The 20,783-nt window shown below is 71.9% G+C and carries 21 protein-coding genes; 16 read left to right on the top strand and 5 right to left on the bottom strand.

Annotated elements, in window-relative coordinates; all coding sequences use genetic code 11:
- Nucleotides 1–91: 91 nt before the first annotated feature.
- Nucleotides 92–1,054: a right-handed parallel beta-helix repeat-containing protein gene (locus AB0C62_RS35615; RefSeq protein WP_362980410.1), complete on the bottom strand. Its 963-nt coding sequence runs from the start codon at nt 1,052–1,054 to the stop codon at nt 92–94.
- A 297-nt stretch (nt 1,055–1,351) separates the two neighbouring features.
- On the opposite strand from AB0C62_RS35615, the gene AB0C62_RS35610 reads away from it, so the two are divergent.
- The 4 genes from AB0C62_RS35610 (at nt 1,352) to AB0C62_RS35595 (ending at nt 5,100) form a co-directional block, all read left to right on the top strand.
- Nucleotides 1,352–2,878 (top strand): FAD-dependent oxidoreductase, encoded by a 1,527-nt coding sequence (locus AB0C62_RS35610; protein WP_362980416.1) that lies wholly within the window; start codon nt 1,352–1,354, stop codon nt 2,876–2,878.
- A 153-nt stretch (nt 2,879–3,031) separates the two neighbouring features.
- Nucleotides 3,032–3,970, top strand: coding sequence for a PAC2 family protein (locus AB0C62_RS35605; protein WP_362980408.1), 939 nt, complete (start codon nt 3,032–3,034; stop codon nt 3,968–3,970).
- Between the two features lie 90 nt (nt 3,971–4,060).
- The gene (gene coaE / locus AB0C62_RS35600; protein ID WP_362980406.1) at nt 4,061–4,669 is read left to right on the top strand and encodes a dephospho-CoA kinase; all 609 of its coding nucleotides are present in this window, start codon (nt 4,061–4,063) and stop codon (nt 4,667–4,669) included.
- A gap of 50 nt (nt 4,670–4,719) precedes the next feature.
- A complete protein-coding gene (locus AB0C62_RS35595; RefSeq protein WP_362980404.1) occupies nt 4,720–5,100 on the top strand; it encodes a tetratricopeptide repeat protein in 381 nt (126 codons plus the stop codon).
- A 60-nt stretch (nt 5,101–5,160) separates the two neighbouring features.
- On the opposite strand, the gene AB0C62_RS35590 is transcribed toward AB0C62_RS35595, so the two are convergent.
- Nucleotides 5,161–5,487, bottom strand: a complete 327-nt coding sequence (locus AB0C62_RS35590) for a DUF6343 family protein (RefSeq protein ID WP_362980402.1) — start codon at nt 5,485–5,487, stop codon at nt 5,161–5,163.
- 94 nt (nt 5,488–5,581) lie between these two features.
- On the opposite strand from AB0C62_RS35590, the gene AB0C62_RS35585 reads away from it, so the two are divergent.
- The 3 genes from AB0C62_RS35585 to AB0C62_RS35575 all read left to right on the top strand — a co-directional run bounded on the left by AB0C62_RS35585 (nt 5,582) and on the right by AB0C62_RS35575 (nt 8,057).
- The gene (locus AB0C62_RS35585; protein WP_362980400.1) at nt 5,582–6,568 is read left to right on the top strand and encodes an acyltransferase domain-containing protein; all 987 of its coding nucleotides are present in this window, start codon (nt 5,582–5,584) and stop codon (nt 6,566–6,568) included.
- A 75-nt stretch (nt 6,569–6,643) separates the two neighbouring features.
- A complete protein-coding gene (locus AB0C62_RS35580; protein WP_362980398.1) occupies nt 6,644–7,333 on the top strand; it encodes a class I SAM-dependent methyltransferase in 690 nt (229 codons plus the stop codon).
- 274 nt (nt 7,334–7,607) lie between these two features.
- A complete protein-coding gene (locus tag AB0C62_RS35575; RefSeq protein ID WP_362980396.1) occupies nt 7,608–8,057 on the top strand; it encodes a DoxX family protein in 450 nt (149 codons plus the stop codon).
- Between the two features lie 97 nt (nt 8,058–8,154).
- Here the strand turns inward: AB0C62_RS35575 and AB0C62_RS35570 are convergent, their stop codons facing one another.
- On the bottom strand, nt 8,155–8,688 hold the full coding sequence (locus AB0C62_RS35570) for an RNA-binding S4 domain-containing protein (RefSeq protein ID WP_362980414.1): 534 nt from the start codon (nt 8,686–8,688) through the stop codon (nt 8,155–8,157).
- 530 nt (nt 8,689–9,218) lie between these two features.
- Between AB0C62_RS35570 and AB0C62_RS35565 the strand changes: the two genes are divergently transcribed.
- The 4 genes from AB0C62_RS35565 (at nt 9,219) to pip (ending at nt 13,945) form a co-directional block, all read left to right on the top strand.
- Complete coding sequence (locus AB0C62_RS35565) at nt 9,219–10,571, top strand: M20/M25/M40 family metallo-hydrolase (RefSeq protein WP_362980394.1); 1,353 nt, start codon at nt 9,219–9,221, stop codon at nt 10,569–10,571.
- A gap of 70 nt (nt 10,572–10,641) precedes the next feature.
- A complete protein-coding gene (locus tag AB0C62_RS35560; protein ID WP_362980392.1) occupies nt 10,642–12,174 on the top strand; it encodes a YfcC family protein in 1,533 nt (510 codons plus the stop codon).
- A gap of 37 nt (nt 12,175–12,211) precedes the next feature.
- A complete protein-coding gene (locus AB0C62_RS35555; protein ID WP_362980390.1) occupies nt 12,212–12,973 on the top strand; it encodes a uracil-DNA glycosylase in 762 nt (253 codons plus the stop codon).
- Nucleotides 12,974–12,982: 9 nt separating this feature from the next.
- Nucleotides 12,983–13,945 carry a prolyl aminopeptidase gene (gene pip, locus AB0C62_RS35550; protein ID WP_362980388.1) on the top strand — a complete coding sequence of 321 codons (963 nt, stop codon included), beginning with the start codon at nt 12,983–12,985 and terminating at the stop codon, nt 13,943–13,945.
- A gap of 249 nt (nt 13,946–14,194) precedes the next feature.
- Here pip and AB0C62_RS35545 read toward each other — a convergent pair whose 3' ends face one another.
- Entirely contained in the window at nt 14,195–14,926 is a 732-nt protein-coding gene (locus AB0C62_RS35545; RefSeq protein WP_362980387.1) for a GntR family transcriptional regulator, read from the bottom strand.
- 170 nt (nt 14,927–15,096) lie between these two features.
- Here AB0C62_RS35545 and AB0C62_RS35540 point away from each other — a divergent pair, with 170 nt between their 5' ends.
- The 3 genes from AB0C62_RS35540 (at nt 15,097) to AB0C62_RS35530 (ending at nt 18,487) form a co-directional block, all read left to right on the top strand.
- Entirely contained in the window at nt 15,097–16,581 is a 1,485-nt protein-coding gene (locus tag AB0C62_RS35540) for an NCS1 family nucleobase:cation symporter-1 (RefSeq protein WP_362980385.1), read from the top strand.
- A gap of 2 nt (nt 16,582–16,583) precedes the next feature.
- A complete protein-coding gene (locus tag AB0C62_RS35535) occupies nt 16,584–17,321 on the top strand; it encodes an aspartate/glutamate racemase family protein (RefSeq protein ID WP_362980383.1) in 738 nt (245 codons plus the stop codon).
- A gap of 128 nt (nt 17,322–17,449) precedes the next feature.
- Nucleotides 17,450–18,487 carry a glycoside hydrolase family 6 protein gene (locus AB0C62_RS35530; protein ID WP_362980381.1) on the top strand — a complete coding sequence of 346 codons (1,038 nt, stop codon included), beginning with the start codon at nt 17,450–17,452 and terminating at the stop codon, nt 18,485–18,487.
- A 5-nt stretch (nt 18,488–18,492) separates the two neighbouring features.
- Here AB0C62_RS35530 and AB0C62_RS35525 read toward each other — a convergent pair whose 3' ends face one another.
- On the bottom strand, nt 18,493–18,900 hold the full coding sequence (locus tag AB0C62_RS35525; RefSeq protein WP_362980379.1) for a RidA family protein: 408 nt from the start codon (nt 18,898–18,900) through the stop codon (nt 18,493–18,495).
- Between the two features lie 151 nt (nt 18,901–19,051).
- On the opposite strand from AB0C62_RS35525, the gene AB0C62_RS35520 reads away from it, so the two are divergent.
- A complete protein-coding gene (locus AB0C62_RS35520) occupies nt 19,052–19,870 on the top strand; it encodes a nucleotidyltransferase domain-containing protein (RefSeq protein ID WP_362980377.1) in 819 nt (272 codons plus the stop codon).
- A 41-nt stretch (nt 19,871–19,911) separates the two neighbouring features.
- Nucleotides 19,912–20,649, top strand: coding sequence for a hypothetical protein (locus AB0C62_RS35515; RefSeq protein WP_164375455.1), 738 nt, complete (start codon nt 19,912–19,914; stop codon nt 20,647–20,649).
- Nucleotides 20,650–20,783: the final 134 nt, after the last annotated feature.

Raw genomic sequence — 20,783 nt, 5'->3', positions numbered from 1 at the left:
GGGTCCGTCGTGGCACGCTGCTCCCACTTCCGGTGCCCCCTCTCGCACGGCCCCGCCCCACTTCCATGGGGGGTTCTGTTCTCCGGCGGGGTCAGGGTGTCACCGTGATGTTGGTGAGCCCCTTGCCTCCCGTCACCATGTTCGACGCGTACACGGTGGTCCCGCACGACGTGCTGGAGTTCGTGACGTTGACCGCGAGCTGCTTGTCGCCCGTGGCGCCCCGCAGGTCCGAGGTGTTGCCGCGGAACACCGTCCCGCAGCCCCAGCCGGACTGCTGGGTGTGGGTCTCGTAGCCGTCGTTCGTGGTCGCGGTCCCCTTGTTGTTCTCGACGAGGACGTCGTTGCCCTTCACGTCGACCCAGGAGTCGTCGAAGTTGGCGCCGGTCAGTCCGCTGCCGTCGAAGGTGTTGCCGGTGATGCGCGCACCCGTCGTGCCCTCCTTGATGTCGACGTTCTCGCCGCCCACGTCCGGGCCGATCGTGTTGCCGCTGATCTCGATGCGGTCGCTCCTGTCCGAGGTCCCGCCGGCCGTGCCGACGTAGACCCCCTCACCCATCCCGCGACCGTCGTTCCCGGTGTCGTAGATCTTCGAGTTCCTGATCGCGCCGTCCGTGCTGGAGTTGCGGAAGTGGACGCCCTCCATGTCGAGCCCGTGGACGGTGACCGTGTCGACGACGACGCCCTTCGCCGAGTCGATCATGATGCCCTTCTGGCCACCGGTGACGGTGATGCCCCGGACCGTCCAGTACGAGGCGCCGTTGAGGTGCAGCCCGTAGCCGCCGCCCGCCGTCAGGACGGCCTTCGCGGAGCCGGTGAGGGTGATGCGTGAGCCGGAACTCGCGGCCGTCGTCGTCTTGAAGTTTCCGGTGTACGTGCCGTCCGCGAGGTGGATGGTGTCGCCGGGTGCGGCCGAGGTGAGCGCCGACTTCAGCTGGGCGGCCGTGGAGACCTCGATGGTCTGGGCCGCGCTCGCGGTGGGGGCGGACATCAGCACCCCGCCCGTGGCCAGTGCAGCGCCGAGCAGGGGGAGGAGAAGCGGGCGTCGCATGCGCATGGGGGGTGACCTTCCCGTCGGTTCGCAAGAGACTGTTCTTGTACATGAACTCTGGGTGCCTACATGAACGTAGAGGTGCTCGGAGTCCCCGTCAAGGTACGGACCAACGCGGTGTGCGGGGAGGGAAACGTGGCGGATACACGAGTAACCGCAGGGCTGTAACCGGCCGTTGCCAGGATCCCCGGGTCATCCAAGATCGAGAGGGGAGCCGAAGGTATGGCAGCACAGGAGCGATCGAGTGCGTCGAGCCGGCGCGCGTTCTTGCGCACCGTCGGTCTGACCGGCGGTGCGGGCGCGATGTTCGCCACCATGGGAGCCCTCGGCCTCGCGCCCACCGCGCAGGCCGCCCAGCGTGAACAGCCTTACCGTGCACCGAAGTCGGGCGATTTCACGCTCACCGGGAGAGGTGCCGCAAAGGTCGTGATCATAGGCGGCGGCATCGCCGGACTCGCCTCCGCTTACGAGCTCGGCAAGGCGGGCTACGACTGTACGGTCCTGGAGGCCAGGGACCGTACCGGGGGCCGCAACTTCACCGTGCGCGGCGGGGACAGGACCACCGACCTGTACGGCAACACCCAGACGGCACGCTTCAGCGACGGCCAGTACATGAACGCCGGGCCGGCCCGCATCCCGCAGTGGATGGTCACCCTCGACTACTGCCGCGAACTCGGCGTCCCCGTCGAGGTGTTCACGAACACGAACGCGGATGCGTACATGTACAACGAGTCGTCCGGTATGACCAAGCCTGTGCGCCACCGCACCGCGAAGGCCGACGTGTACGGCTACGTCTCCGAACTGCTCGCCAAGGCCACCGACAAGGGCGCCCTTGACAAGGAACTCACCGCCACCGACCAGGACCGGCTCGTCGAGTTCCTGAAGGACTTCGGCGAACTCGGCGACAAACTCGCCTACGAGGGCGGACCGCGCCGCGGCTACACCACCGTGCCCGCCGCCGCCGGAACCCCGGGGACCGTCCTCGGCGACGTGCCCACCGCCTCCGAGGTCTTCGCGAGCGGCGTCGGCCGCTACTTCTCCTTCGAGTTCGAGTACGACCAGGCCATGCTGATGTTCCAGCCCGTCGGCGGCATGGACCAGATACCGAAGGCGCTCACCCGGGCCATCGGCTCCCACCGCGTCCGCACCGGAGCCGCGGTCACCCGGATCACCGACAAGGGCCACGGCGTCACCGTCACGTACACCCAGGGCGGCCGCACGAAGTCCGTCGACGCGGACTTCTGCATCGGTGCCCTGCCGCCCAACATCCTCGCCAAGGTCCCGCACAACCTCGGCTCCGGCGTCCAGAGCGCCCTGGAGGCGATCACCCCCCAGTCGGCGGGCAAGATCGGCCTCGAGTACCGCTCCCGCTGGTGGGAGCTCGACCACCGCATCTACGGCGGTATCACCGAGACCGACCAGGACGTCACCCACATCTGGCACCCCTCCTACGGCTTCAACGGCCGGCGCGGTGTCATGATCGGCTACTACAACTACGGCTCCGACGCCGACTCCTACGCCAAGCTCGCCCCCAAGGACCGCGAGAAGCGGGCGGTGGCCGCCGGCGTCAAGATCTACGGCGAGAAGTACCGCACCGAGCTCGACTCCTCCTTCTCCCACCACTGGCGCCAGACCCCGCACCTCGAAGCCGCCTGGCACGACACCCCCGGCGGTCCCGACGACCCCCGCTACACGCCCCTGAACCGGCCCACCGGACGCGTCTACTTCGCCGGCGACTGGCTCAGCTACACCGACGCCTGGCAGCACGGCGCCTTCACCTCCGCCCGCAACGCCGTCAGCGCGCTCCACGCGCGCGTGCTGTCGTCGTGACGCTCCACGCACGCGTGCCGTCCTCGTAACACGCGTGTGCTGTGCTCGTGGCGGACGGGGGAACGCCGTGAGGCAGCGGTGCGGAGCGCGGAACGGGAATGTCCGTGCTCCGCACCCTGTTGTGCAGTACGAACACGAGGAGGAGCGGTCACAGTGCTTGATCCGCAGGGTTTGTACGCATGGGAGCCGAAGGGGCTGGCCGTGGTCGACATGGCACTCGCCCAGGAGTCGGCCGGTCTTGTCATGCTCTACCACTTCGACGGATACATCGACGCGGGGGAGACGGGCGACCAGATCGTCGACCGTGCCCTCGACTCGCTGCCTCATCAGGTCGTGGCCCGCTTCGACCACGACCGGCTCGTGGACTACCGGGCCCGCCGCCCGCTGCTGACGTTCAAGCGCGACCGCTGGACGGAGTACGAGGAGCCGACGCTCGACGTCCGCCTCGTCCAGGACGCCACCGGCGCGCCCTTCCTGCTCCTCTCCGGCCCCGAGCCGGATGTCGAGTGGGAGCGCTTCGCCGCCGCCGTCCAGCAGATCGTGGAGCGGCTCGGCGTCCGCCTCTCGGTGAACTTCCACGGCATCCCCATGGGCGTCCCGCACACCCGCCCGGTCGGCCTCACCCCGCACGGCAACCGCACCGACCTGGTGCCCGGCCACCGCAGCCCGTTCGACGAGGCGCAGGTCCCCGGAAGCGCCGAGTCCCTCGTCGAGTACCGCCTCATGGAGGCCGGACACGACGTGCTCGGTGTCGCCGCGCACGTGCCCCACTACATCGCGCGTTCCCCGTACCCCGACGCGGCGCTGACCGTCCTGGAGTCCATCACGGCCGCGACCGGCCTGGTGCTTCCCGGGATCGCGCACGCCCTGCGGACCGAGGCGCACCGCACCCAGACCGAGATCGACCGGCAGATCCAGGAGGGCGACGAGGAGCTCGTCGCCCTCGTCCAGGGCCTCGAGCACCAGTACGACGCCTCCGCCGGAGCCGAGACCCGCGGGAACATGCTCGCGGAACCGGTGGACATCCCCTCCGCGGACGAGATCGGTCAGGAGTTCGAGCGCTTCCTGGCGGAGCGCGAGGGCGACTCCTGACGCGGCCGCCCGGCCGCCGCAGCCCGTGTCGCCGGGCAGCGGCCCTCCCGGCCCGGTGCTCTGTCGGTGCCAGGCCCTAAGCTGCCAGGCATGCTGAAGGTGGGCCTGACCGGCGGTATCGGCGCCGGCAAGAGCGAAGTGTCCCGGCTCCTCGTCGAGCACGGGGCGGTACTGATCGACGCGGACCGCATTGCACGCGAGGTCGTCGAGCCCGGAACTCCCGGGCTGACGGCGGTCGTCGACGCCTTCGGCGAGGACGTGCTCACGGCCGACGGCACGCTGGACCGGCCCCGGCTCGGCTCGATCGTCTTCGCCGACCCCGAGAAGCTCGCCGCACTGAACGCGATCGTGCACCCCCTCGTCGGCACCCGCTCGCGCACCCTGGAGGACGCCGCCCCGGCGGACGCCGTCGTCGTGCACGACGTGCCCCTCCTCGCCGAGAACGGCCTCGCCCCGCTGTACGACCTGGTGATCGTCGTGGACGCCCGCCCCGAGACGCAGCTCGACCGCCTCGTCCGCCTGCGCGGCATGACCGAGGAGGACGCCCGCGCCCGGATGGCCGTGCAGGCCCCGCGCGAGAAGCGGCTGGCCGTCGCGGACATCGTCATCGACAACGACGTGCCGCTCGCGGACCTGGAGCGGCGCGTGGCGGACGTATGGGGCGATCTCGCGCGCAGAGCCCGGCAGCCCCAGGAATAGCGTCCCGCGCGCGGGGCGTTGAACCGGTGCAGCGAGGGAAGGACTCTGCCGTGCCCGAGATCAGCGGACCGACCGGACGCACTCCGGAGACGCATGTCATCGACTTCCGCGCCGCCGAGCAGCTGCTCGGCGCGCGTGACCCGCAGGGCGCGGTGAAGCTCCTCGACCCTGTCATCGCCGCGCACCCCGAGAACACGGCGGCCCGGCTGCTGCGCGCGCGTGCCTTCTTCGCGGCCGCACAACTGCGCCCCGCGGAGCTGGAGTTCACGATCGTCCTGGAGCGCGAACCGGACAACGCGTTCGCGCACTTCGCGCTCGCCCGGACGTACGAGCGCCAGCGACGCCCCGAGCAGGCGAAGCGCCACTTCAGACTGGCGGCGGCACTCGACCCGAACCCGCAGTACCTGGAAGCGGCCCGGTTCGACTCCTAGGGCGACTCCCGGCACTGCGCGTCCGCCTGCCGCTCGGCTTCGGGGATCGACAGGGGCGCCTCAGGGGTGCGACGGCTTCGAGGGGCGCTGCGTCGGCGGACGGGGAGGGCGTTTCGGAGGGGGCGCCGACCGCTCGTCGACCGGTTCGTACGGCGGGACGTCGCGGCCCGGCTGGTAGTGCGGCCCCTGGCGGATGTGCCGGACGATCATCACCATGTCCACGGTGACGAGCAGCCACAGCACCGCGCAGGCCGCCGCCCAGCCCGGCCGTCCCGCCAGCACGAAGGCGACGGTTCCGGCGGCGGCCCAGATCAGACCCCACGCGCTCAGCCAGAACCGCAGCCGCAGCGCACTGCGTGCTGTCACCGGTTCACTGCCCGTACGCATCAGGATCACCGTTCCTATGGGGAAACGTACTCTTCGTGGTGCACGTTCACCACAGGAGAGCGGCCCCGGACGGCGGCCGCCGGGGGAGGCGACAGTGCTGCTGAAGGAGCTGCGGGCGGACGCGAGGCTGGCCGAGTGGCTGAAGGACCTGGAAGGTGAGGGCCCGCCCCCGGAGGCGGCGCCGCTCCCGGACGCCGACGAGCTGCCCGACGTCCTGCTCGACCTGTCCGTGCCGCACGAACACATCAACGAACTCGTCTCCTTGCGGCGGCAGTTGGCCGCCGACCCGGAGGCGATGACGCTCCTCGCGCGGTGCGTCACGCGGTTCGTCCGCGACATGGGGGAGATCGGCACGGCCTGGGAGCCGCCTGTTCTCCCGGCGTCGACCGGGGCCCTCGGCCGCTGCTTCCCCCTGTTCGTCTTCGTCGCGGCTCTCCCGTACGTCCGCGCCCACCACCGGGAACGCGGTATCCCGGAGGACGTGTCCCGGCGCACCCTCGCCGACCTGGGCCGGCACGTCTCCGTGCACCACAGGCGCGCGGGCGGCCCCGGACTGCTGTTCCCCTGGTGGATAGCCCTGCACTTCCACGGCGAGCTGTTCCAGCTGGGCCGGCTCCAGTTCCAGCGGGCGGTGCTGGGACAGCGCACCGGCCGTGCCGTCGCCGCGGCGGGCCTTCGAGCGGGCTCAGGCGACCCCTGTCTCAGCCTGCACATCACCGACTTCCGCGGCCCGCTCTCCCCGGCCGCCTGTGACCGCTCGCTCACGCTGGCCCGCGCGTTCTTCGCCCGCCACTACCCCGACGAGCGCCACGAGATCGCCATCTGCCACTCCTGGCTGCTCGACCCGCAGCTCAAGAGGTATCTGGCGGCCGACTCCAACATCATCCGCTTCCAGGACCGCTTCGCCGTCGAGTCCGCGGAGACCGGCCCGGACGACGGGGTGCCGGTCGGGTTCGTCTTCGGCGACCCGGATCTGCCCGTCGACCGGCTGCCGCGACGCAACAGCGTCGAGCGCGCGGTGGGAGACCACCTGCGCGCGGGCGGCCACTGGTACGGGGGGAGCGGCTGGTTCGCGCTGTAAGGGGGAGCGCGAGAATGACTCGAACGAGTGATGGGGGAGGGGAACGGCCGTGCGCATGCCGTCCGTTGGACGGACATGAGGATCGAGAAGCGTCAGGGATACGAGGGCACGGGACCCGGGGCCATCACTCCGGACGGCTGCGCGGTCGAGCTCTACGCCCGGCTGCCCGTCGGGAGCGAGCCGGACATCATCACCGCCGCGGTGTCACCGGCCGCGCACATCCTCGAACTGGGCTGTGGCGTCGGGCGGATGACCCACCCGCTGCTGGAGCTCGGGTTCGCGGTCACGGCGGTGGACGAGTCCGCCGAGATGCTGGAGCACGTCCGCGGCGCGCGCACGGTGCGCAACACCATCGAGGACCTCGACCTCGGTGAGACGTTCGACGTGGTCGTGCTGGCGTCGTTCCTCGTCCATGCCGGGGACGTCCGGGTGCGGCGGGCCCTGCTGGACACCTGCGCCCGTCATGTCACCGGCGAAGGCTGCGTGTTGATCCAGCGCGAGGGCCCGGACTGGCACAGTGACGTCCCCCGCGAGCGCGTCGACCCGGCCGGCTTCGTCGCCCGCATCCTGTCCGCCGACCCGGTCGGCGACGGAGTGGACTCGGTGCGCGCGGAGTACACGTTCCCGGACGCCACCTGGACCCAGACCTTCCTGTCCCGGCCGTTGACCCGGGCCGAGTTCGAGGAGGCGCTGGGCGAGGCCGGCCTGAGAGTCGACCGGTACCTGACGGACGACGGGATGTGGGTGAGGGCAGTGAAGGGGTGAGGGCCCCGACGGGGTGTGGCGCGTGAAAGCGGTGGAAAGGTCAGACGCGCGGAGGGGTCGGACGCGCGGTGGGGTGGGAGCGGTGGGGTGGGAGCGGTGCAACAGCGAGAGCGGTGACGGGGTGAGCGGGGCGCGGTGACGCGAGGCCCGGGGCCTGTGTGGTGCCGAAAAAAGGGTGCCGAAACAGACCCCGCTCCGCACCGATGAGTTCCCGGCACCCCCACGGTCTATCTCCTCGAAAGCAGCAACCACCGCTTCCTCACAGGAGACCACCGTGTCCGAGACCACCCTCCCCGCCGCCACCTCCGCCCAGGCCGCCGCCACCCCGCGCTCCCGCCGCGCCCGGATCGGCCTGACCGCCCTGCAGATCGTGCTCGGTCTCTTCTACGCGATCGCCAGCGCCATGCCCAAGCTGATCGCCCACCCCTCGGCGGTCGAGTCGTTCGACAAGCTCGGCTGGGGACACACGGGTATGTACATCATCGGAGCGCTCGAACTCGCCGGTGGCATCGCCCTCATGATCCCGCTCCTGGACTCGGTGGCGGCGGTGGCGCTCATCGCGCTGATGGCCGGCGCCTTCATCGTCAACATCGTCACCCACGGCCCGTACCCGGCGACCCCGCTCATCCTGATGCTGCCGCTCGCGCTGATCGCCTGGGCCCGGCGCGGTCACACGACCGAGCTGCTCCACCAGGTCCGACGCCGGGTGGGACAGCGCGCGTGACGACGGTCCGCAGACGGAGGGCTCCCCTTGACCAGGGGGAGCCCTCGTCGGTGTGCGGTGACAGAGCTGTGTGAACGAGGCGGCGCGGCCCCCGGGCCTACGAGTCGGAGGAGCGGCGGCCGGAGGAGCGGCGGCCGGGGGAGCGGCGGGACGGGTCCGCGGAATCCGTGGGCCCACCTGCTCCCGCCGTACCCGCGGCGGGGCCGGAGGACTTGACCGGGCCGGACGAGCCGGCCTGCATGCCCCGCAGGCGTTCCATGTCCCGGCGGTCCCGCTTGGTCGGGCGGCCCGCTCCCCGGTCCCTGATGCCGGCCGGGGCCACGGCCTCGCGCGGCGGAGGCGGCGGGCTGTTGTCGACGTAGCACTCGACGGCGACGGGCGGTCCGACCCGCTTGCGGATCACACGCTTCACGACCACGACCCGCTCACGGCCCTCGTGCCGCATCCGGACCTCGTCGCCGACGCGCACGCCGTACGCCGGTTTGACGCGTTCACCATTGACCCGCACATGCCCGCCGCGGCAGGCCGTGGCGGCCACCGAGCGCGTCTTGACGAGACGGACGGACCAGATCCAGACGTCGATCCGCACGCTCTGGCCCGCGGCGGGACCGGCACCCGCGGCGGCGATCACGGCGGCGGCCTTCGCGGCGGCAGCGGAATCGGCTGGGGGGCCGGCCGGGGAACCGGCGTCGGAATCCGCCCCGGCGGTGTCCCCGACACGTGCGTCGTCGTAGGTGGGGGGGCGCCCGCCCGCGTCCCCCGCCCTCTCTGCACCGGCGTCGCGCGCGCCCCGCGCACCGGCCGTGCCCGCGTTCCCCGCGCCCCGCGCACCGGCGGCCCGCCCGCCCGTTCTCCGTGCGTCGCCACCGCCGGCGTGGTCGCCCGGGTCACCGCCGTGTGCGCCGCGCGCGGAGCGGGCACCGGCGTCGCGTCCCCCGCTGTCGTCCGCGCCCGAGTCGGCGGCCCCACGTCCTGTTCGCGTGGCGGCTGCGCCGTCCATCTCCCCGTCAGCGTCCTGAGAAGCCATGTTCCGACTCTAACGCCCGTCGTCCGGGGCACCGCACGGCTTTTCCGTCGCACGGGCCACCCCGGATGCGGCGGCCCCGGAGTGCGCCGAGGCTGACGGGTGAGGCCGTCCGGAGAACGACAGAGGGGACCGCGGTGGACACAGCAGCGAAGGTCGACGCGTTGATGGACGGCCTCCGCGCCGATCTGGAACGGCTCGCGGCGATCCCCTCCGTCGCGTTCCCCGGATTCCCCGCCGAGCCGGTGCGGGAGGCCCACGACCTCCTCGTAGGGATGCTGCGCGACGTCGGGGTGGAGCGCGTCGAGCGGATCGACCTCCCCGACACGGCTCCCGTGATCTTCGCGGAGATCCCGCCGCCGAGCCCGGACGCGCCGACGGTCCTCCTCTACTCGCACTACGACGTGCAGCCGCCCGGCGACGAGAAGCTGTGGCTGTCGGCGCCCTTCGAGCCGACGCCCGTCGAGGGCGGTCTGCGGGCGCGCGGTATCGCCGACGACAAGTCGAACGTGATCGCCCACCTGGGCATGCTGCGGGCCTACGAGGGGCGGCCACCGGTCGGAGTGAAGATCGTCTTCGAGGGCCAGGAGGAGTACGGCAGCCCCTTCGACGACTATCCGCCGAGCGACCCCGAACGGTTCGCGTGCGACGCGATGGTCATCGCCGACCTGGGCAATCTCCGCCCCGGCACTCCCACCCTCACCACCGGACTGCGGGGCGCGTCCGAGGTCGTCGTCGAAGTGCGCACCCTCCAGGAGCCTCGGCACAGCGGGGAGTTCGGGGGAGCGGCACCGGACGCCCTGCTCGTGCTGCTGAACGCGCTGTCCACGCTGCACGACGTGCACGGCGACGTGGCCGTGGCGGGGCTGCGGCGCGAGGAGTGGAGCGGGACGACGTACACCGAGGACGAGTTCCGCGACCTCGCGGGGGTGCGCGACGGCGTGCCGCTGATCGGCAGCGGAAGCCTCGGGGAGCGGCTGTGGAGCGGCCCCGCGATCACGGTGATCGGGTTGGACGCGCCGAGCGTCGAACACGCGGCGTCGGCCGTCGTGCCGTACGCCCGCGCCAAGCTCAACCTCCGCTTCCACCCGCGCCAGGACGCGAAGGAGGCACAGGGACTGCTGGTCGATCATCTGCGCGCGCTGCGGCCGTTCGGCGTCCCGCTCACCGTCACACCGGGCGACACCGGGCCGGGCTACGAGGCGTCGAGGGGCGGCCCCGCCTACCGGGCGGCGCTCACCGCGCTGCGCGAGGCCTGGGGCGAGGACGCGTCGTACGTGGCGACCGGCGGGTCCATCCCGCTGGTCAACGGGCTCGCGCGGGCCGCTCCCGACGCCGAGGTGCTGCTGTTCGGTGCCCAGGACAGCATGTGCAACCTGCACGCCCCCAACGAACGCGTCCTCTTCTCGGAGCTGCGCAACACGGTGGTGGCGATGTGCGCGTTCGTACGGGAGTACGCGGCCGGCTTCCGGCCGGGAGCCGCCTCATGACCGCCGGTGCGCCCCGCTCGGTCACGGGCGGCCCCACCGTGACCGCCGCGTCGGGGGAGGTCGCCGCGCGATGAGCACCCCCACCGAGACCAAGCCGTCGGACACCCAAGAGCCGCCGCACAGGCGCAGGTTCACCTTCCCGAGCGCGCTGACCGTCCTCGCGATCGTCACGATCGCCGTGTGGGCGCTGGCGTTCCTGATCCCCGCCGGACAGTACGACCGCACGTCCGAGGGCAGGCCGATCCAGGGCACCTACCACCGCGTCGACTCCGGCCAGAGCTTCGTCGACCGCCTCAACGACCTTTTCCTGTCACCCGTCAACGGCCTCTACGGCATCCTGGACGAGAAGACGGCGCAGGTCGGGCCCGACTTCGCCGGTGAACTGTACGGCAGCGCGGGCGTGTTCCTCTTCGTGCTCGCCATCGGAGCGTTCATCACCGTGGTGTTCGCCACCGGGGCGCTCGACCGGGGCATCGGTCTGCTCGCCCACCGGCTGCGTACGCGAGGGGCGTTGCTCATCGCGGGCATCATGGTGGTGTTCTCGGTGCTCGGCACGGTCGAGGGATTCGCCGAGGAGACCCTCGGGTTCTACGGCCTGATCGTGCCGTTGATGCTGGCGCTCGGCTACGACCGGATGGTGGCGGTCGGCACGATCATCCTCGGCGCGGGCATCGGGGTGCTGTGCTCGACGGTGAACCCCTTCGCGACGGGCGTGGCCTCGTCCGCCGCCGACATCTCGCTCGGTGACGGCATCGTGCTCCGGTTCGTGATGTGGGTCGTGCTGACGGCGGTCACCGTCGCGTACGTGATCCGGTACGCGCGGCGGGTGCAGAAGCGGCCGGAGCGGTCGATCACCGGCTTCCTGCCGGGGGACCGCGAGCACGCGCGGGACGCGGCCGGTGAGGTGCCCGAACTGACCGGCCTGCACAAGGCGGTCCTCGCCACCACGGTGCTGGTCTTCGCCTTCATGATCTTCTCGGTCGTCCCGTGGTCCAGCGCGCTCACCGGCAAGGCGGACGCGCGGCCCTACGGATTCGAGCTCGGCTGGTCCTTCCCCGAGCTGGCCGCGCTGTTCCTGTGCGCGGCCGTGCTGGTCGGGGTGGTGGCGCGGATGGGCGAGCAGAAGCTGAGCGCGACGATCATCCAGGGCGCCGCGGACTTCATCTCGCCCGCGCTGGTGATCGTGCTGGCCCGCGGGGTCACCGTGATCATGAACAACTCGAAGATCACGGACACGGTGCTGCACTCCATCGAGGGTGTCGTGCAGGGCACCTCCTCCAGCCTGTTCGCGATCATCGTCTTCGTCGTGAACCTGCCGCTCGCCTTCCTCATCCCCTCGACCTCCGGCCACGCGACCCTCGCCATGCCGATCCTCGCCCCGCTCGCCGACTTCGCGGGCGTCTCCCGCGCCGTCGTCGTCACCGCCTGGCAGTCCGCCAGCGGCTGGATGAACCTCTGGGTCCCCACCACCGCCGTCACCATCGGCGGCGTCGCCCTCGCCAAGGTCGGCTACGACAAGTACCTGCGCTTCGTCTGGCCCCTTCTCGCCATCCTCTTCCTGCTGATCTGCGGCTTCCTCGCCGTCGGGGCGGCGATGACCTAGGCCGCGAGGAGGCCCGGTGCGGTCGTACGGTGGAGGCATGGTGATCGGTGATCCCGGGCCGGACGGGGCTGTCGGACTGGAGCGGCTGGACGCGCGGATAGCGGGCTGCCGGGCCTGCCCGCGGCTCGTCGCCTGGCGCGAGGAGGTGGCCGCGACCAAGCGGGCCGCCTTCGCCGACGAGACGTACTGGGGGCGCCCGGTGCCCGGCTTCGGCCCGGCCGACGCCTCCCTCCTCGTCATCGGGCTCGCGCCCGCGGCGCACGGCGGGAACCGCACCGGCCGGATGTTCACGGGGGACCGGTCCGGCGATGTGCTCTACGCGGCACTGCACGACATCGGCCTGGCCTCCCAGGGCACCTCGGTCCGCGCGGACGACGGCCTGGAGCTGTACGGCGTCCGCATCACCTCACCCGTGCACTGCGCACCGCCCGCCAACAAGCCCACGCCCGAGGAGCGCGACACCTGCCGCCCCTGGCTCGTCCAGGAGCTGGAGCTGATGCGGCCCACGCTGCGGGCCGTGGTCGTCCTCGGTGCCTTCGGCTGGCAGGCCGCGCTGCCCGCCTTCGCCGCGTCCGGGTGGGAAGTCCCCCGTCCCCGGCCGGTGTTCGGCCACGGGGCACACGTCACGCTGGAGCGGCCGCCGGACCCGGACGGCGCCGGCCCCCTCGAACTCTTCGGGTGCTTCCACGTGAGCCAGCGGAACACCTTCACCGGAAAGCTCACTCCCGCGATGCTCCGGGACGTTCTGCGCACGGCGGCCCGCACCGCGGGGCTGCCGACCCTGCCGGACCCGGGTTAGCCTCGCGCGATGGCCCTGTATCCGGAGATCGAACCGTACGACCACGGCATGCTCGACGTCGGTGACGGCAACCGCGTGTACTGGGAGGTCTGCGGCAACCCCCACGGCAAGCCCGCGCTCATGCTGCACGGCGGCCCGGGGTCGGGCTGCACTCCGTACTTCCGGCGCTTCTGCGATCCGGCGAAGTACCGCATCGTCCTGCTCGACCAGCGTGGCAGCGGTCGTTCCACCCCGCACGCGAGCGATCCCGCCACCGACATGTCCGTCAACACGACCGCGCACCTGATCGGCGACCTGGAGGCGCTCCGTGCCCACCTCGGGGTCGGTCGCTGGCTGGTGTGGGGGGTGTCGTGGGGCTCGGCGCTGGGGCTGCGGTACGCGCAGACGCATCCGCACGCCGTGTCAGAGCTGGTGCTGACCGGGGTGACGACCGGCTCCAACGCCGAAGTGGGCCTGCTGACCCGGGGACTTGGGCGGATCTTTCCCGAGGACTTCGCGAGGTTCCTCGCCGGGCTGCCGGAGCACGAACGCGCCGGGAACCTCGCCGCCGCCTACGGCAGGTTGATCGAGTCGCCCGACCCCGGGGTGCGGGAGCGGGCCGCCCGGGCCTGGACCGACTGGGAGACGGCGATCGTCCCCGCGCCGCCGCGCTCGGTGGAGCGCTACGAGGACCCCGTCTTCCGGATGGCCTTCGCCCGCACCGTCACGCACTACTGGGGCAACGACCACTTCCTCGGGGGCGGCAACGACGAGGGTGTCGTCCTGCGGGACGCGCCCCTGCTCGACGGCGTTCCCGGCACGCTGGTGCAGGGGAGCCTGGACCTCGGGAACCTGCTCGGCATCGTGTGGCGGCTCCATCAGGCGTGGCACGGCAGCGAGTTGGTGGTCGTCGACGACGCCGGGCACAACGCGGGAGCCGCCGGGATCGTGGAGGCGCTGGTCGCGGCCACGGACCGGTACGCGGTGGGATGACGCCGCCGCGGGGCGGACTCATCGACGGCACCTACACGGAGATCCAGACGAGCCCCGCGGGCACGTGCGGGGCGAGGGCAGCCGGGCTCAGGGGCGAGCGCGGCACGCGGCAGGCACAGCCACGACGCGCCGGCCGGCGGCCTCGGCGGCCGCGCCGGGCGTCCGCGTCTGTCGGACGCGCGCCGCGTCTGCGCGGTACACCGGCCGGGCTCCCGAAGGCGGCGCCGCAGACGTCCGTACGTGACCGCGTCAGGTCTCGCCGAACAGATGGCGCACCGTCGAGCGGTAGTTGGCCTGGACGTGGGTGAGGGCTTGGGCGCGGGCCCGCTCGGGGTCGCCGGACGCGACGGCCTTGTACAGCTCGCGGTGTTCGGTGAGGAGTTGGGGCCACTCCTCGTTCTGCCGGGTGAGCCAGCGCAGCCGGCCGTCCACCGGTTCCATGACGGAGATCAGCAGGCTGTTGCCGGCCATCGCGAGAATCCGGTCGTGGAACGCGGTGTTGATGTCGGTGATGGCCTCCGCGTCGTCGGCGTGGGTCGCGACGGCCGCGCGGTCGAGCAGGGCGGCGAGTTCTGCCAGCGCCTCCGGGGTGGCCCGTGACGCCGCGAGACCGGCCGCGTAGACCTCCAACGCCTCGCGCAGTTCGAAGAGTTCGGCGACATCCGTCGGGGTGAGCCGGCGTACGACGGTGCGGCGCGGGGTCTCGAAGAGGACGAAGCCCTCGGCGACCAGGGCGCGGATCGCCTCACGGACCGGGACCCGGGAGACCCCGAACCGCTCGGCCAGTTCGCGCTCGACCAGCCGGTCGCCCGGGCGCAGCCGCCCGGCGATGATCTCCTGCCGCAGGGTCGCCAGGACCCGCTCGCGCACGGCTCCGAGCGGCTCCCGCTCCCCGCCCGCGGGCACCCGCGCCTCGCCGGGACGCCGGGGCGCCTCGCCGGAGCGGTCCGGGTCCGTGCCCAGGGGGTCGATCTTCGTCATGGGCCCATCTTCGCCGACTCCGGGGGTGTTTTACGGAGCCGTAACCGCGAGGACATCGGTCGGAACGGTTGACGGCGGGACCATGTCGGCAGTTTGGTATACCAAACACGCCTCGCTCGGATGCCCGCACACGCAAAGCCACCCTCCGTCCCCTCGTCCATGGAGGCCCCGTGTCCCTCGCCGATCGCGCCGAAGCCACCGGCGCACCAGCGTTCGTCCCCGACCCTCGGCTCACGAACGAAGACCTCGCACCCGCCGAGAAGCGGAACTGGAAGGTCTTCGACCTCTTCGCCATGTGGATGTCCGACGTCCACAACCTCGGCAACTACACGTTCGCGGCGGGCCTGTTGGTCCTTGGCATGAACGTCTGGCAGATCTTCACCTCCCTGCTCGTGGGCTTCGTGATCATCTACGCCGGGATGAACCTGATGGGCCGCGTCGGACAGCGCACCGGCGTCCCCTTCCCGGTCGTCAGCCGCATCAGCTTCGGCGTCTGGGGCGCCAACATCCCCGCGCTGATCAGGGCCGTCATCGCCATCATGTGGTACGGCATCCAGACCTACCTGGCGTCCGTCGCCGTCAACGTCATGCTGCTCGCGGCCTGGCCCGGTCTGGAGTCCTGGACCCACCACTCCTTCCTCGGCCTGGACGCGCTCGGCTGGACGTCCTTCGTCTCCCTGTGGCTGGTCCAGGCGCTGATCATCAGTCAGGGCATGGAGTCGGTCCGCAAGTTCCAGGACTTCTGCGGACCCGCGATCTGGCTCGTGATGATCGCGCTCGCGATCTGGGTTCTGGCGAAGGCCGGCTGGAGCATCTCGCTCACCGCGACCCCGCACCCGGTGCCGGTCGGCGAGCAGTGGCGGCAGTGGTTCGGCGCGGTCGGGCTGATCCTCGCCACCTACGGCACGCTGATGCTCAACTTCTGCGACTTCTCCCGCTTCGCGCCCAGCTACAAGACCGTGCGGCGCGGCAACTTCTGGGGCCTGCCCATCAACTCCACGGCCTTCGTGATCGTGTCCGTCATCGTCACGGCGGGCTCCATCGAGGCGTTCGGCGAGGCCATCACCGACCCGGCGCTCCTCGTCGCCAAGGTCGGCAACACCTGGGTCCTCGTCCTCGGCGCCCTGACCTTCGCCATCGCCACCATGGGCGTCAACATCGTCGCCAACTTCGTCTCCCCGGCGTACGACCTCGCCAACGTCTGGCCGCAGAAGATCACCTTCAAGGTCGGCGGCATGATCAGCACCGTCGCCGCCCTGGTCGTCACCCCCTGGAACCTCTTCTCCAACCCCACCGTCGTCAACTACTTCCTCGGCGGCCTCGGCGCCTTCCTGGGACCGCTGTTCGGGGTGATCATGCTCGACTACTACTGGGTCAAGCGCGGCAACGTCGACGTGGAGCAGCTCTTCAACGCCCGGCCCGGCAGCCGTTATTACTACCGCCGGGGCGTCAACCCCAAGGCCCTGTGGGCGTTCCTGCCCTCGGCGGCGGTGGCCGCGGTCCTCGCCCTGGTGAAGGACTTCAGCGACGTGGCCCCGTACTCCTGGTTCATCGGCACGGCGATGGCGGCCGGGCTGTACGCGCTGCTGTGCCGCGCCGAGCGGGCCGCCACCGAACCGGCTCCCGCCTCCGACACCGTTCCCGTGGAGGGCTGAGCGTGCGGATCGTCGTCACCAACTGCAACACGACGCAGGAGATGACCGAGGAGATCGTACGAGGTGCCCAGGCCGCCGCAGGCCCGGGCACCACCGTGCTCGGCCTCACCCCCGCCTGGGGGCCCGAGTCCGCGGAGGGCTGGCTCGACAGCTACCTCTCGGCGGCGGCCGTCCTCGACACCCTGCGCACCTACGAGGGCCCGTACGACGCCGTCGTGCTGGCCGGTTTCGGAGAGCACGGCCGGGAGGGGGCCCGCGAACTCCTCGACGTCCCGGTCGTGGACATCACGGAGGCGGCGGCCCACCTCGCCTGTCTCCTCGGCCGCCGCTACGGCGTCGTCACCACCCTGGAACGCTCCCGCGGCCAGATCGAGGACAGCCTGCACGCGGCCGGAGTCGCCCAGAACTGCGCCGCCGTCGTCGGCACCGGACTCGGCGTCCTCGACCTGGGCGACACCCAGCGCACCCAGGACGCCTTCGTGACCGCGGCGGAACGGGCCCGGGAGGCCGGTGCCGAAGTCCTCGTCCTGGGCTGCGCAGGGATGACCGGGCTGCAACAGGCGGTCGGCGAGAAACTCGGGATCCCCGTGGTCGACGGCGTCGCGGCGGCGGTCAAGCTCGCCGAGTCGCTGGTGTCCCTCGGGCTGACCACGAGCCGGACGGGCGGCTACGCGCGACCGCTGTCCAAACGCCGCACCTGGGGCCGACCGGCGCCCGGAGACCCCCCTCCGACGGGGTGATCCCGCGGCGACCCGGACGGCGCCGGGCCACCGGCGGAGGACGCCGGCCGCAGACTCGCCGGAGGACCGGCCACCGGTCCGACGGCCGGACCGGTGGCCCGCACCGGCGCCACCGAACGGAGCCGCTCGTGCCGCTGGTCAGAGCGTTGGTCGCCGCCGCCGTGCTGGCGGCGGTGTGCGGCACGGGGGCGGCCTGCGCGACCGGCGCCGGCCACGACACCGCCGGGCCGACGGGTACCGGGACCGGCCACGACGCTGCCGGACCCACCGGCCGGAGCGGCGCCCCCGACGACGAACCCTTCTTCGTCGAACCGGGATCGCCCGCGGCACGGCAGGCCGTCGCATGGCGCGCCGCCGGTCTCACGGCCGACGCCCACCTGATGGACCGCATCGCCGCCCGCCCCCAGGCGGAGTGGCTCACCGGTCCGGACCCCGCGGCGGCCGTCCGGGACCGCACGACGGCCGCCGCGCGCCAGAAGCGCACGGCCGTCCTCGTCGCGTACTACATCCCGCACCGCGACTGCGGCGCCCACTCCGCCGGGGGAGCCCCGAGCGCGGCTGCCTACCGCTCCTGGATCGACGCCTTCGCCGCGGGCCTCGGCGACCGGGGCGCGTACGTCGTCGTCGAACCGGACGCCGTACCCCACACCGTGGCCGGCTGCGCCCAGGTCGTCCCGGCGGAGCGGTACGCGCTGCTGGCGTACGCCGTCGACCGCCTGGGGCGGCAGCCCGGCACCCACGTCTACCTCGACGCGGGCAACCCCGGCTGGATCCCGGACCCCGCCGAACTCGTCGGCCCGCTGCGGTCCTCGGGCGTCGCGCGCGCGGACGGCGTCGCCCTGAACGTCTCCAACTTCCATACGGATCAAGCCACGTCGGCCTACGGGAGACGACTCTCGGGCCTGCTCGGTGGCACCCGCCTCGTCATCGACACCAGCCGCAACGGCAACGGCCCGCACCCCGGGCCCGGGACCGACCTCTGGTGCAACCCACCGGGCCGTGCCCTCGGCCGGCCACCGACCCGGCGCACCGGAGACGCGCTGATCGACGCCTACCTGTGGATCAAGCGGCCGGGCGAGTCCGACGGCACCTGCCGCGGCGGCCCGGCCGCGGGCCGGTGGTGGCCGTCCTACGCGCTGGAACTGGCCGCCAACTCGCGCGGCTGACGGCGCTACAGGGTGTCCGGTACGACCGCGGTCGCCGTGATCTCCACCAGCTGTCCGGCGTACCCGAGGCAGGCGACGCCCAGCAGGGTCGAGGAGTGCGGGCCGACACTGAGCCCGGACTCCTGGACGACCTCCCAGACGGCGGACAGCGCCGCCGCCTCGCCGCTCACGACGTAGACGTCGGTCGACACGACGTGCGCCATGTCGCTCCCGACGGCGCGCAGTTGCTCGTCCAGGTTGGCCAGCACCTGCACGGCCTGCCGCACGGGATCGCCCGGCCCGACCAGCTTCCCGTCGACGTCGAGCGGCACGGACCCGGCGAGAAAGGCCAGCCGTGTCCCGGCCTCGACGACGGAGGCGTGCGCGTAGACGGGCGGCGCGAAGAGGGTGGGGACGGTGACGCGCTGGATCATGGAGGCTCCGGTCGAGGAGATGAGGGCGACGGACGGATGCGGGAGCGGCGGGCAACCCGCCGATGATGCGCCACGGACCGGGGATCCCGCAGCCGGTTTCCCGGGGAAATCCACTCGACGCCCGAGGCCGGCGGTGCGCATCCTCTCTGCCATGCACACCGAGAACGGGAGGCCGGATCGGCCGACCACGGATGACGACGCGTTCCTCGACCGGGTCGCCGACCGGCTCCTCGCCCTCCCCGGCGTCCGGTCCGTCGCGCTCGGGGGGTCGCGCGCGCAGGGCACGCATCGGCCGGACAGCGACTGGGACCTCGCGGTCTACTACCGGGAGGCGTTCGACCCCGAGGACCTCAGGGCCGTCGGCTGGCCGGGGGAGGTCTCCGAGATCGGCGGCTGGGGCGGCGGCGTGTTCAACGGCGGTGCCTGGCTCACCGTCGACGGGCGCCGGATCGACGTCCACTACCGTGATCTCGACGTCGTGGAGCGCGCGTCGGCCGAAGCGGAGGCGGGCCGGTTCGAGATCGAACCGCTCCTCTTCCACCTCGCGGGCATCCCCACGTACCTGATCGTCGCCGAACTCGCCGTCAACCGTGTCCTGCGCGGTGACGACATCCCGCGCCCCCGCGGCTACCCGCCCGCACTCCGCGCGCACGCCTCGGCGCGCTGGTTCGGCAGTGCGCGCGCCAATCTCTCCTACGCGCTGGCCAACCACGCCCCCGCCGGCCGCCTCACGGAGGCGCTGGGCGCCCTGGCGACGGCCGCCGCGCAGACCGGTCACGGAGTGCTCGCGGCGCGCGGCGAGTGGGTGACGAACGAGAAGCGACTGCTGGAGCGGGCCGGGCTCAGAGGGGTCGACGACCTGGCCGAGCGCGCGCGGCGGGACCCCGAGGTGCTCGCCGCCACCCTCGCCGCCGCCGAGAGACTGTTCGCCGCCGCCGAACAGGCCGCGCCGCACCCTCCGTACGAATAATGCGTCGAACAAGCCCCGTTGGCGCTGCTACGGTCACCGACGTGGCGAAACTCAATCAGATCATCGCAGTCGAGAAGGGCATCAAGTCCAAGTCCCACCAGGACCTGACGGCTGCTCATCACGGGCTCCAGAAGCCGGCGTTGCTCGCCGGCATCTCGCGGACCTACCAGCCGAAGGACGAGGAGGGCGAGCAGCTCCCGCCCGAGTCCACCCGGGTGCAGGTGCAGGCCGAGGACGTACTGCGGGACACCGCGGCGACCCTGACCCGGCTGTTCGACGTGACCGCCACCAAGGACTGGGCCAACTGCACCGCGCGGGCCGACGTGAAGGTCGACGGACGCGTGCTCGTCCCCGGCGTACCGGTGTCGTACCTCCTCTTCCTGGAGAAGCAGCTCACCGACCTCAACACGTTCGTACGCAAGCTGCCCGTCCTCGACGCCTCCGAGTCCTGGGTGCGCGACCCGTCCACCGACGCCTGGAAGACGGAGCCGGTGCGGACCCTGCGCACGAAGAAGGTCCCCCGCAACCACGTCAAGGCCGAGGCCACCGAGAAGCACCCGGCCCAGGTCGAGGTGTACTACGAGGACATCCCCGTCGGCTACTGGACCACCGTCAAGTTCTCCGGCGCCCTGCCCGCCCGCCGGGTGAACCAACTCCTCGACCGGGTCGAGAAGTTGCAGCAGGCCGTCAAGTTCGCCCGCGAGGAGGCCAACGGCGAGGACGTCGTCGACCAGCGGGTGGGAGATGCGGTGTTCGGCTACCTGTTCGCACAGGAGTAGCCTCTGAAACTCCCCGGCCAAAGCATCACGGCCGGGGTGCGCGAGGAGCGCAAGCTGAACCTGAAGCTTGTCGTGAATGCACGGTTCCAGTGGAGGTTCGAGCCCTCCCCGCGGCACCAGCGGCACTCCACCGA

This window comes from Streptomyces sp. NPDC048643 (assembly GCF_040650615.1).
GTDB lineage: Bacteria > Actinomycetota > Actinomycetes > Streptomycetales > Streptomycetaceae > Streptomyces.
The sequence above is the reverse complement of the archived record's forward strand: the minus strand, read 5'-3'. Positions and strand labels throughout refer to the sequence as shown.